This is a genomic window from Mycobacterium lehmannii, assembly GCF_001499925.1.
Taxonomy (GTDB): domain Bacteria; phylum Actinomycetota; class Actinomycetes; order Mycobacteriales; family Mycobacteriaceae; genus Mycobacterium; species Mycobacterium lehmannii.
Map to the genome: position 1 here is coordinate 113,509 of NZ_LQIR01000023.1, position 12,321 is coordinate 125,829.

The window sequence follows — 12,321 nt, forward strand, 5'->3', positions numbered from 1 at the left end:
GCTTACGGGGGGATAGATTGCGTGTATTGACGGGCTTCGAGCCTGCCCATGTCGGTTTGATACCAGACGGTATGCGTCGATGGGCGAAAAGTCGCGGCATCTCCTTGGCTGAGGCGTATCTACAGGGCGCGGAAAAGGTAGCCGACATCCTTCAGGTGCTGCGCCGTCACAACGTGCGGACCGTCTCGGTGTACAACCTCAGCCGGGCCAATCTCGCCCGCAGTCAGGCCGAACTCGAGCCGGTGTTCAACGCCTCGATCCACTTCCTCACCCACTTGATTCCCGACCGCTTCGAGCCCGACGACTGCAGTGTGCGGTTGCACGGCGACCGCACGGTGCTGCCCTCGGAGTACGTCGCGGCAGCCGAGCGCGCCGAATCGGTTATGCGCGGCGAAGAATTCCGGATCAACATCCTCGCCGCCTACGACGCGAACGACGAGCTACGAACAGCTCTTCAGCAAGCGCAGAAACGGGGCGGCGAAATCCGCGGTGCCTTCGACATCGAGGATGTGGACCTGGTCATCCGCACCTCCCCCGAGCCGCTGCTGAGCGGCTTTCTTCCGCTGCAGACCCAGTACGCACAACTGCGGTTCTTGACGACGCCGCTCAACGAACTCGAGGAGCGACACATCGACGAGTTCATCGACGACTACCGGCGCACGCCGCAGCTCCGGGGACGGTAGACACCGATGCACTCCGATCGGCGCCCCTTGATCATCGGGGCAGGACCCGCCGGCCTCACCGCGAGTCTCGAGCTGGCGAAGAACGGCGTCGCAGCCCAAGTCTTCGAGGCATCGTCGAACGTCGGAGGTCTGGCGCGCACCCCTGGTGAGCACGGTTTCCGGGTCGACCCCGGTGGCCACCGCTTCTTCACCAAGAACGAGCAGATACTCGAACTCTGGAAATCTCTGCTTCCGGCCGAAGAGTGGCACTCGGTGTCGAGGCGCTCCGCCATGCTCGTCGACGGCCATTTCGTGCCTTACCCGCTTCTCGGCCGAAACCTGCTGACTCAGTTGGGTTATGGGCGCGGAGCACGGGGTCTAGGCAGTCTTCTGTGGTCCAGGCTTCGACGTGGAGGGCGTTCGCTCGACGACTCTGCGACCTTCCTCGAGTGGGGCCGGTATCAGTTCGGCAACTATTGGTACCGCATGTTCTTCGACGGGTACGTTCGCAAGACATGGCTCGCCGAGCCCGCTCAGCTCACCAGCGATTGGGCCGAGCAGCGGATCAAGCCGATCGTGTGGGGCGGCCGCGACGCGATGGCCGCCGATGCGTTTCTCTATCCCCGCCGCGGGCCCGGTCAGCTCTGGGACGCCGCAGCAGCAGAGCTGGCGAAATTCGGTGTCGAACCGTCGCTCGACTCACCGGTGGCCAAGCTGGGCTTCGATGGCAGAAGGTGGACGGTCGAACTGCGCGACGGAGGCAGTGCGACCGGCGATGCGGTCTTTTCCAGCATGCCCCTGCAGATGTTGGTCAATGCCCTGGAACCCGCGCCGCCACAGCACATTTGGGAGGCTGCCGCCCAACTGAAGCACCGTGGGCTGATCACGGTCGCGGTTGCCCTCGGACAGCGCCGCGAGCTCCCTTTCAACTGGGTGTACACGCCGGGCATGGACCTGCGGGTGGGACGTATCCAGAACTACCGCCAATGGTCCGACGACCTCACTCCACCCGAGTGGGACGGAACATACCTGGGATTCGAGTACTTCATCGGCGCTGGCTCGGCGCTGTGGGCCGCCGACGACGATTACATGCGGCAGATGGTCGAAAGCGACTTGCACACACTGGGTTTCGATCCGTCCGCGATCGAGCGCGTCATGGTGGTCCGCTCGCAGTTCGCCTATCCGATCTGCAATCCGGCGATGGAGACAAGCGTCGCCCAGATTCGGGATTACCTGCGCAAGCACTACCCGTCCCTGCATCCGATCGGACGCAACGGCATGCACCGCTACGACAACCAGGACCACGCGATGCTCAGTGCCATGCACAGCGTCAAGCGGTACTTCGGCGAGAGTGTCGACCCCTGGCAGGTCAACAAGGAACGCCGCTACCACGAGTCCGGGTTGCTGAAGGTCTAGTACTCCGACCGCCCCGGGTCGCCGAATTGTTCCTACTCTGCGGGTTTCAGCACCGCAAGCACAGTCAGGACCAGGATTTTGAAATCGAGCAGAAGCGACCAGTTCTCGATGTAGTAGTTGTCGAATTCCGCCCGGTCGGCGATCGAGGTCTGGCCCCGAAGTCCGTGCACCTGGGCCCAACCGGTGATGCCCGCCTTCACTCGGTGGCGGTCGCCGTAGCGTCGCACCTGCATCTCGAACAGTTCGACGAACTCCGGTCGCTCGGGGCGCGGGCCCACCAGCGTCATGTCCCCGCGCACCACGTTGACCAGTTGGGGTAATTCGTCGAGGGATGCCTTGCGCATGAACTTGCCGATCGCAGTGCGCCGGTCGTCGCCTTCCACTCCCCCGGGCGCCGAACCGTCCTTCAACGCGAACGCTTTCGTGGCCGCGCCGACGGGTCGCATGCTGCGAAACTTCAGGCAGTCGAAGACCTTGCCGTCGCGTCCGACGCGTTCCTGACGGAAATAGACAGGGCCTGGCGAACTCAGCTTCACCAGGATCGCCAGCGTGAGATACAGGGGCGAGATCACGATCAGCAGGACCGCGGCGATCAGTCGGCCCAAGGCATGCTTGACGGCGAACTGCCACCCCTTCGGGTCCGTGTGGGAGAGCACCAGCAGCGGGATGCCACCGAGGTGCTCGACGTAGGTTGCGCCGCCGATGACGTCCATCAATCGAGGCACGACGCGCACGCGCAGGCCCAGGTTGTGGGCCAACTGGGCGCTGAGGGCCAGCTCGTCGTCGGGAGTCGACGACGGCGCCACGATGAGCTCCTTGGCGCCCGTGGCCTGAGCGGCGACTTCGAGGTTGGCGGTGGATCCGTAGTACGGCACGTCGGCCAATTCCGCGGCGCTCGGACGAGTGTCGTCGAGCACCCCGACGGGGTGCAGACCGTAGTCGGGGATCTGACGCATCCGTGTGATGAGCTGATGGGCGAACGGACCGGAACCGATGATCAGCGCCGACGATCCGAAGCCGTGCCTTCGCCGAAGGTAGCGCTCGGCCAACGATCGGATGAGACGGTTCGCAGGCAGCAGGATGGCCGCACAGACCCAGATGCGGATGGCCAATTCGCTTGGGCGGACGTACTCCACGACCACCGAGCCGGTCGGAAATGGGGGTACGAGCACAAGCATGACGGTGAGTGTCGCCAGCGCAGATACCGCTACCGAGGTTTCGACGGGTTCGAAGTCGTCGAGGAAGCTGTGGCCGAGCTTGCGCTTGTACATCGATCGGGTGTGCATGATCACCAGGAGGATCGGCACGAAGAGCCACGAGATTGCGGAGATGTTCCGTTCATGAATCGGGCCCGGCGTCAGCCAAAGCGCTATCCCGACTGACCACGCCGCGGCCCAGACGTCCAAGCCGACAGTGAGCGCCACATAACCCGACTCGGCACGAAGGGTTTCGATCCAGCCGGACTTCCCACCGCGAGAAGTGGGTGACGGCACGGCCGTGAGCTGCGGGACCGTAGTCCTGAGCCGAGGCTGCGAATCGCGGGTGGGCGATTTCGCGTCAGGCTGCATTCTCCCCCCGATGGAAACCCGACGTGCACAGAAGTGTCTGCGTCCGCAAACGTTGCCAGTCTAAGTCATGACGCCGAAGATCCAGCCAAATCGGGGAGCCGAACGGCCCGCTCATCGCTGTGGCTAGGAGCCCGAGTGGAACATGCGTTCTGCGGCGAGCGCGGCGAGGTCGCTGAGCACCTGAAGATGACCCGTACTCCACAGGCGTGGCTTGGTGTCGTACACGCACAGTGTCCCAACGGCATTGCCCGCTTCGTCCATCAGCGGTATGCCGAGGTAGGCCACCACCGTCCCGTCCCGCACCGCGGGATGCTGCTTGAAAGTCGGATCGGCCCGCGCGTCCTCCAGGATCAGCGGCGCGCCATTGGCCACCGCGTACTGACACACCGAGCGCTCGATCGGTGTCTGCCGATCCTCCGGTGAGGTGCTTTCTTGACCGACGGCACTTTTGAAGAACTGTCGATCGACGTCGACAAGCGACACCATCGCGAAGGGAGTGTCGAGCGCTTCGGCCGCGGCCCGGGTGATCCGGTCGTAGATAACCTCCGGCGGCGAGTCCAGCAAGCCGGTGTCGTGCAGGGCGGCAAGTCGGTCAGGGTCGGCAATGACGGCCGACACGTCTGGCATCGCCTCCTCGTCGAGCACGCCCACCGCGGCAAGATGAGTTTGCAGGTCGGCGATGTTCGGATCGTTGGCGCGCCTCAAATCGGTGGCCATTTGCGCCGCAACCGCACGGGCAACGTACGTGTCGACGCTCTCGCCTGCCTCACGCGCATGCTGTTCGAGCAGGCGGTTAAGGAAGTCGTCGAATCTGCGTACCCACCGCGTCACCCAGTTCACGGTACGCAAATTGACGCCCGAACGAAAATCGGGGGCCCGGTTGACCGGGTTTGCCCGAGACCGCCACGGACCGCCACGGTACAGCGCACCGACGGACAACGCGCGTGACCGCCCGGCCACACCGTCCGCGATCCGGTTTTCGCGTTCACGCTGGGTACGCTGGGCGCTATGAACGGTGTTCTGCTCGTTCTCGTCGTCCTGGTCATCGTCGCTCTCGGCGTCGTGGCCTACGCCGCGATGAGGGCTTCTGACCGGCGCAAGGCCGCCTCGCTCGAGGACGCGAAAGCCGACGCCCGCCGCGTCATCGAACGTCTCGGCGGTCAGGTGATCGGCCTGACCGGTAACGACGACGCGTCGAAGCAGGCGCTGGCCGACGCGTCCGAGCGCTACACCGCTGCCGGGTCGCAGATCGACCAGGCCAACACCGCCAAGCAGGCGTTGCTCGCCAAGGAGAGCGCGCTCGAGGGCCTCTACTACGTACGCGCCGCTCGCGTCGCGATGGGCATGGATCCCGGCCCCGAACTCGAAACGCTCGCCGGCCAGCGGTCAGCGGGCACGGTGACCGAGGAGCGCAAGGTCGAATTCGAGGGCCGCGAGATCGAGGCCTCGCCGACGCCATCCGAGCGCACCCCGAACTACTACCCCGGCGGCCGGGTCGCGGGTCGGCCGGTGCCTGCGGGTTGGTATTCCGAGCCGTGGTGGAAGCCAGCGCTCGTCGCCGGCGCCTGGGGCCTGGGCTCGGTGCTGCTGTTCGACGCGTTGTTCTCCGGCATGCACGGCAGCGGCTATGAACAAGGCTTCGCCCAGGGATACGACCAGGGGCTCGACCAAGGCCAGGATCCCGGAGGCGACTGGGGCGGTGACGGCGGCGGCGACTGGGGCGGCGGCGGTGACATCGGCGGCGGCTTCGGCGATTTCGGCGGCTTCTGACCTTCTGCTACAGCCGGCTCTCCAGACGCGCCGACACCCCGGCCTCCTGTAGGTCGAGCCGTTCGAGCATCGCGCGGACCGCCTCGTCTTCGATGCGGCCCTCGTCGCGTTCGGCGATCAGCGCGGCGCGCTGGTGGGTGAGCACGTCGCGGTACAGCGCGGCGAACACCTCGGAGCGCTTCGTATGCGCCTCGGGGTCCGGCATCTCGTCGGCGTCCTGCGAGTGCCGGGCGATGGTCGCCTCGATCTCGGCGGCCACGCGAGAGCTCAGCCCCGCAGGCGGATTGGCCCGAAAGTCGGCCAGCACCCGATCGGCGGCGTCGTGCACGACGCGTTCGGCCTTGAGTTCCTCCTCGCGATCGACCGCGTGATCGTCGGAGAACCGCGAAATGTGCAGCCGCCGGATCAGGATTGGCAGCGTCGAGCCTTGAAGCAGCAGCGTGCCGACGCTGACCACGAACGCGATGGCCTGAATGGTGGCCCGCTCGGGAAACGGCTCGCCGGTGACCGTCGTCGCCGGAATGGCCGCGGCCGCAGCCAAAGTCACCACCCCGCGCATCCCCGTCCACGACACGACCACGTTCTCCCGCCAGGACAGCGACCGCCGGTCGACGCGTGACCGCCACTTACCCGGCGGGTTGTTGCGCCGCCTGGTTCCCAGCGCACCGCGACCTCCGCCTGCCGGTACGGGAACGCTCAACCGCGTCTCGACGTGCTGGGACAGCTTGTTGCGCCCGAAGATGGCGAACACCGACAGCGGCCGGATCACCAAGACGATGACCAGCACGACCAGCGACGCCACAGCGACCTCGGCCAGCGACTCGTGCGCCTCCTGCAGGTCCTCGAGCACGAAGCGCAGATGCAACCCGATGTAGGCGAACACGAACGCCTCGAGCAACACGTCGACGGAGTTCCACACATACCGTTCCTGCAGCCGGGTCTGGTACCCGGCCGACAGCGTGCCGTTGGCCACCACGAAGCCGGCGACGACGACGGCCAACACCCCCGATGCGTGCAATTCCTCGGCGACGATGAACGCCGCGAACGGCACCACGAGGCCCTGCACCGTCTCCAACCCCGGATTGGCCAGTCGCCTGCGGATCCACAGCGTCACGTAACCGAGCAGCGCGCCCACGATCGGCCCGACGACGGCGCTGTAGCCGAACAACAGCAACGGGTTGTGGATGAAGATGTGTCCGCCGGTGACCTGCACCACCGCGATCGAGAACAGGGTCAGCGCAGCGGCGTCGTTGATCAGGCTCTCTCCGGTCAGGATCGCCATCACCCGCCTCGGCAGGCCCAGCTTGCGTCCGACAGCGACCGCGGTCACCGCGTCCGGCGGCGCCACGATCGCGCCCAGCACCAGGGCCGTGGCGAACGTCAGGGGCACCACCACCAGCCACGCCGAGGCCGCCACCGCGAATGCGGTCACCACGACCAGCCCGACGCCGAGGCCCAGGATCGGCCTGATGTTGCGCAGGAACGTCGGGAACGAGAAGTTCAGCGCCGCCGAGTACAGCAGCGGCGGCAACACCACCGTCAGGAGGATGTGCGAATCCAGTTCGGGTGGCTCGAAATCCGGCAGAAACGACACAGCGGCGCCGATGATGACGATGACCAGGGCCGGTTCGAGGCCGCGCCGGTGTGCGACAGCGGTGACGACGATGGCTCCGACGACGACGAGAATCAACTCCACGCGCCGATTGTCGCGCAGGAGCGCCCGTCACGTTGACCCAGCCGCGGTGCCTACGTCTGGTCGGTGGGGCACCAGAACAGGTTGCGGCCTTCCATCACCTTCGTGCGGATCTCGGTGCCGCACAGCCGGCACGGCTCGCCCGCCCGCCGATAGACGTAGGTGCGGGGCCGTCCGGGCCCGTACGAGGGCAGCCCGTGGTCGTCCTCGGGGCGGATGGTGTGGATCTTGCCGCGCCGCAACCCGATCCGCATCAACGCGACGAGGTCGGTCCACATCGCGTCGAACTCGTCCTCGTCGATGCGGATGCCCGGCCGGTGCGGGTCGATGCCGTGCCGAAAGAGCAACTCGTTGCGATACACGTTGCCTACCCCGGCGATCACCGTCTGGTCCATCAGCAGCGCCCCGATCGGCCTGCGCGACTTGCGGATTCGGGCCCACGCCAGCGATCCGTCGGCGTCACGGCGAAGCGGATCGGGTCCGAGCCGGTCGATGACGTCGGCGATCTCCGGTTCGGCGAGCACCTCACACACCGTCGGCCCCCGAAGGTCGGTGCCGTACTCAGCGCCGATCATCCGCATCCGGACCTGTCCCACCGGCGGCGGTGGTGCCGTCCCCGCAGGCAGCGCCCACTCGGTGAACGTGCCGTACAACCCGAGATGCACATGCACCACCCGGCCACCTTCGTAGTGGTGGAACAGATGCTTGCCGTAGGCGGTGGCCTTCTTGAGCACCCGCCCGTCGACGGCGGCGGCGCCGTCGGCGAACCTGCCCTGCGGGCTGGACACCATCACCGGTGCCCGAGCGAAGCGCCGCTGGTGCAACCGGGCGAGCCGGTGCAGAGTGTGGCCTTCCGGCATCCCTAGGCGCCGGGTACCGGGGGCGCGACGTGGGTGCGTTCGTACTCGGTGAGGATGTCGATACGACGTTGGTGCCGTTCGGCTTCCGACCACGGGGTGCTCACGAACGCATCGACGATCGCGAGCGCCTCCTCGACGGTGTGCATGCGCCCGCCGATGCCGATCAGCTGGGCGTTGTTGTGCTCGCGTGCGAGTTTGGCGGTCTCGATGCTCCACGCCAGCGCGCAGCGTGCGCCGGGGACCTTGTTGGCCGCGATCTGCTCGCCGTTGCCCGAGCCGCCGAGCACGATGCCGAGGCTGCCCGGATCGCCGACGGTCCGCTGCGCGGCAGCGATACAGAACGCGGGATAGTCATCGTCGGGGTCGTTGACGAACGCCCCGCAATCGATCGGCTCGTGCCCGGAACTGCGCAGGTGCTCGACGATGGCCTGCTTGAGGTCGAAGCCGGCGTGATCGGCTCCCAGGTAGACGCGCATGGCCGTCATTGTGGCAGACGCCGTCGGCCCGACCCGGGCCCCGCTCAGTCGAATTCCGGCGACTCCGTGCGGGTGCGCTTGAGCTCCCAGAAGTGCGGATAGGACGCGAAGGTCACCGAGGCGTCCCACAGCTTGCCCGCCTCTTCGCCGCGCGGGATTCGCGACAGCACGGGTCCGAAGAATGCGACACCGTTGACATGGATGGTCGGCGTGCCCACGTCCTCGCCGACGGGGTCCATGCCCTCGTGGTGGCTCTTGCGCAGCGCCTCGTCGTATTTGTCGGTGGTTGCGGCCTCCGCGAGTTCGGCCGGTAGTCCGACCTCAACGAGCGACTCCTTGATCACCACGTCGAAGTCCTCGATGCCCTGGTTGTGGATGCGGGTTCCCATCGCGGTGTACAGCCCGCCGAGGACCTCGCGACCCTTGGCCTGTTCGGCGGCGATGGCGACCCGCACCGGCCCCCACGCCTTCTTCATCGCCTCCTGGTACTCCTCGGGCAGGTCGCGGCCCTCGTTGAGCACCGCGAGGCTCATCACCCGGAAGCTCACGTCGATGTCGCGGACCTTCTCGACCTCGAGGATCCAGCGCGAGGTGATCCAGCACCACGGGCACAGCGGGTCGAACCAGAGTTCTGCGACGGACTTCTCGGACATGGGCGAATCCTTCCGGGCGCGGGGTGGGCAGAGTCCATTTCTGACAACTGCGGTCGCGCTTGGAGTGTTCCCCCGCGGCGGCGCCTATAGCGGCCCACTTCGCAGGCCGCGATATGAGAAACGCCTAAGAGTGCAAACGGTGATCGAACCGTGTTCCTGATGTGACCAATGTGAAGAATCGTTACCGAAGTGAATAAACCTGTTGATCTTCGAGTACGCGCTCTGGCGTTGGGGGTCGGTCTGGCGGCGGTCGCAACGACGTTCGCCGCACCGGCCCAAGCCGACACGACCGACGACGCCTTCCTGGCCGCACTTCGCGGCGCAGGCATGTCCGTCGACAACCCCGTGAACATGGTCGCGCTCGGGGAATCCGTCTGCCCGATGCTCGTCGAACCGGGCAAGAACCTCGCCAAGGTGTACACGCAGGTGTCCGACAACGGCATCCCACCGGACATCGCGGCGTTCTTCACCGGCATCGCGATCTCGATGTACTGCCCGCAGATGTTGGCGTCAGTGGGCAACGGCACCGTGATGGACTGGCTGCCCGCGGCGCGGGCCATCCCGGGTTTCTGACGCAGCACGTGCGACGCGCCCTCGGGCGACGCGGGCTATAGGTTGGTCGGGTGGCACTTCCCAACCTGACCCGCGACCAAGCCGTCGAGCGCGCCGCCCTGGTCACCGTCGACAGTTACCGCATCGAACTCGACCTGACCGACGGCGCGGGCAAGCCCGGTGAGCGCACGTTCCGGTCCAAAACGACCGTCGAATTCGACGCCCTCCCCGGCGCCGACACCTACATCGACATCGCGGCCAACACGATCCACAGCGCCACCCTCAACGGCCGCGACATCGATGTGTCTGGCTATGTCGAATCGACCGGCATCGCGCTGACCGGACTGGCCGGACGCAACGTCCTTGTCGTCGACGCCGATTGCCGCTACTCCAACACCGGAGAGGGTCTGCACCGGTTCGTCGACCCCGTCGACGACGAGGTGTATTTGTACTCGCAATTCGAAACCGCCGACGCCAAGCGGATGTTCGCGTGCTTCGACCAACCGGATCTCAAGGCGGCCTTCGACGTCACGGTGACTGCGCCGTCACACTGGGAGGTCGTGTCCAACGGCGCCACCGTCAACATCGAGGACGCCGGTGCCGCCAAGCGGCACACCTTCGCCGCGACCCCACGGATGAGCACGTACCTGGTGGCGCTCGTCGCCGGTCCCTACGCACGCTGGGACGACGTCTACAGCGACGACCACGGCGACATTCCGCTGGGGTTGTTCTGCCGCAAGACCCTGGCCGAGTTCATGGACGCCGAACGGCTGTTCACCGAGACCAAGCAGGGATTCGGCTTCTACCACAACAACTTCGGCATCCCGTATGCGTTCGGTAAGTACGACCAGCTGTTCGTACCGGAGTTCAACGCCGGCGCGATGGAGAATGCCGGGGCGGTGACGTTTCTCGAGGACTACGTCTTCCGCAGCAAGGTGACCCGAGCCTCCTACGAACGGCGCGCCGAGACCGTCCTGCACGAGATGGCGCACATGTGGTTCGGCGACCTGGTCACCATGCAGTGGTGGGATGACCTGTGGCTCAACGAGTCTTTCGCGACGTTCGCCTCGGTGCTGTGCCAGGCAGAAGCCACCGAGTACACCGAGGCGTGGACGACGTTCGCGAACGTGGAGAAGTCGTGGGCGTACCGCCAGGACCAACTGCCCTCCACCCATCCCGTCGCCGCCGACATCCCCGATCTGGCGGCCGTCGAGGTGAACTTCGACGGGATCACCTACGCCAAGGGCGCCAGCGTCCTCAAGCAACTGGTCGCCTACGTCGGCGAGGAGGAGTTTCTCTCCGGCCTGCGCGACTACTTCCGCGACCACGCGTTCGGCAACGCCACATTCGGTGACCTGCTGGGCGCGCTGGAGAAGGCCTCGGGGCGCGACCTGTCGGGATGGGGACAGCAGTGGCTCAAGACGACGGGCCTCAACACGCTGCGCCCCGACTTCGACCTCGACGCCGAGGGCCGGTTCACCCGGTTCGCCATCGACCAGAGCGGGGCTGCGCCCGGCGCCGGTGAGACCCGGGTGCATCGCCTCGCGGTCGGAATCTACGACGACGACGGCTCCGGCAAGCTGGTGCGGGTGCATCGCGAGGAACTCGACATCGAGGGTTCGAGCACGGACGTGCCTGCGCTGCACGGTGTTCCGCGCGGGAAGCTGATCCTGGTCAACGACGACGACCTGACGTACTGCTCGCTGCGGCTGGACCAGGATTCGCTGCAGACGGTGCTGACGCGCATCGCCGACATCGCCGAGCCGCTGCCGCGCACCCTTGCGTGGTCGGCGGCGTGGGAGATGACACGCGAGGCCGAGCTCAAGGCCCGCGACTTCGTGTCGTTGGTATGCGGCGGTGTGTACGCCGAGACCGAAGTCGGTGTGCTGCAACGGCTTCTGCTGCAGGCCCAGACGGCCCTGAACTCCTACGCCGACCCGGAGTGGGCGCGCTCGTCGGGCTGGCCCGAGTTCGCCGACCGGTTGCTCGACCTGGCCCGCGGCGCCGAGGGCGGCTCCGATCACCAACTGGCCTACGTCAACGCGCTGTGCGGATCGGTGCTCAGTCCGCGGCATGTGGAGGTGCTTTCGGCGCTGCTGGACGAAGACCCCGCGCTCAAGGGTCTGCCCGGTCTGGTCGTCGACACCGACTTGCGGTGGCGCATCGTGACCGCACTCGCCGCCGCGGGCGCCGTCGACGCCGAGGGCATGGAGACGCCGTTCATCGACGCCGAGGCCCAACGCGATCCGACCGCGGCGGGACGACGGCACGCCGCCGCAGCGTCGGCCGCGCGACCCGAACTGGCGGTCAAGGAAGCGGCGTGGGAGCAGGTGATCGAGGACGACACGCTGGCCAACATCACCGCGCGCGCGATCATCGGCGGCTTCGTTCAGCCCGGTCAGCAGGCGCTGCTGTCGCCGTTCCGCGAGAGGTACTTCGGCGCGATCGCGGGCGTGTGGCAGCGGCGGTCCAGCGAGGTCGCCCAGACCGTGGTCATCGGGTTGTACCCGGGGTGGGACATCAGCGAGGACGGGCTGGCCGCCGCCGACCAGTTCCTCGCCGACCCCGATGTGCCGTCCCCGCTACGGCGTCTGGTCATCGAGGGCCGAGCCGGCGTAGAGCGGTCCCTACGCGCCCGCGCCTTCGACGTCACCTGAGCACCTCCCCTTTT

At 66.6% G+C, this 12,321-nt stretch carries 11 protein-coding genes; 5 read left to right on the forward strand and 6 right to left on the reverse strand.

Annotated features, from left to right (window positions below; genetic code table 11):
* Positions 1–71: 71 nt before the first annotated feature.
* Complete coding sequence (locus AU192_RS13465; RefSeq protein WP_064396881.1) at positions 72–683, forward strand: undecaprenyl diphosphate synthase family protein; 612 nt, start codon at positions 72–74, stop codon at positions 681–683.
* Positions 684–689: 6 nt separating this feature from the next.
* Entirely contained in the window at positions 690–2,078 is a 1,389-nt protein-coding gene (locus tag AU192_RS13470; RefSeq protein WP_064396884.1) for an FAD-dependent oxidoreductase, read from the forward strand.
* A gap of 32 nt (positions 2,079–2,110) precedes the next feature.
* Here AU192_RS13470 and AU192_RS13475 read toward each other — a convergent pair whose 3' ends face one another.
* Together AU192_RS13475 and AU192_RS13480 are read right to left on the reverse strand one after the other, a co-directional pair.
* A complete protein-coding gene (locus AU192_RS13475; protein WP_064396885.1) occupies positions 2,111–3,646 on the reverse strand; it encodes a sugar transferase in 1,536 nt (511 codons plus the stop codon).
* A 123-nt stretch (positions 3,647–3,769) separates the two neighbouring features.
* Positions 3,770–4,477 (reverse strand): GAF domain-containing protein, encoded by a 708-nt coding sequence (locus tag AU192_RS13480; protein ID WP_064397401.1) that lies wholly within the window; start codon positions 4,475–4,477, stop codon positions 3,770–3,772.
* A 177-nt stretch (positions 4,478–4,654) separates the two neighbouring features.
* On the opposite strand from AU192_RS13480, the gene AU192_RS13485 reads away from it, so the two are divergent.
* Positions 4,655–5,416, forward strand: coding sequence for a flagellar assembly protein FliH (locus AU192_RS13485; protein ID WP_064396891.1), 762 nt, complete (start codon positions 4,655–4,657; stop codon positions 5,414–5,416).
* Positions 5,417–5,423: 7 nt separating this feature from the next.
* Here AU192_RS13485 and AU192_RS13490 read toward each other — a convergent pair whose 3' ends face one another.
* Genes AU192_RS13490 through AU192_RS13505 form a run of 4 tightly spaced genes read right to left on the reverse strand, consistent with a single transcriptional unit; the run spans position 5,424 to position 9,098 of the window.
* Positions 5,424–7,112 (reverse strand): cation:proton antiporter, encoded by a 1,689-nt coding sequence (locus tag AU192_RS13490; protein WP_064396894.1) that lies wholly within the window; start codon positions 7,110–7,112, stop codon positions 5,424–5,426.
* Between the two features lie 50 nt (positions 7,113–7,162).
* Complete coding sequence (locus AU192_RS13495) at positions 7,163–7,969, reverse strand: Fpg/Nei family DNA glycosylase (RefSeq protein WP_064396897.1); 807 nt, start codon at positions 7,967–7,969, stop codon at positions 7,163–7,165.
* A 2-nt stretch (positions 7,970–7,971) separates the two neighbouring features.
* Positions 7,972–8,445 carry a ribose-5-phosphate isomerase gene (locus tag AU192_RS13500; protein WP_064397403.1) on the reverse strand — a complete coding sequence of 158 codons (474 nt, stop codon included), beginning with the start codon at positions 8,443–8,445 and terminating at the stop codon, positions 7,972–7,974.
* Positions 8,446–8,489: 44 nt separating this feature from the next.
* Complete coding sequence (locus tag AU192_RS13505) at positions 8,490–9,098, reverse strand: mycothiol-dependent nitroreductase Rv2466c family protein (protein ID WP_064396899.1); 609 nt, start codon at positions 9,096–9,098, stop codon at positions 8,490–8,492.
* Positions 9,099–9,287: 189 nt separating this feature from the next.
* Here AU192_RS13505 and AU192_RS13510 point away from each other — a divergent pair, with 189 nt between their 5' ends.
* Both AU192_RS13510 and pepN read left to right on the forward strand, forming a co-directional pair.
* The gene (locus AU192_RS13510) at positions 9,288–9,671 is read left to right on the forward strand and encodes a DUF732 domain-containing protein (protein WP_066808296.1); all 384 of its coding nucleotides are present in this window, start codon (positions 9,288–9,290) and stop codon (positions 9,669–9,671) included.
* 50 nt (positions 9,672–9,721) lie between these two features.
* A complete protein-coding gene (pepN, locus tag AU192_RS13515; protein WP_064396901.1) occupies positions 9,722–12,307 on the forward strand; it encodes an aminopeptidase N in 2,586 nt (861 codons plus the stop codon).
* Positions 12,308–12,321: the final 14 nt, after the last annotated feature.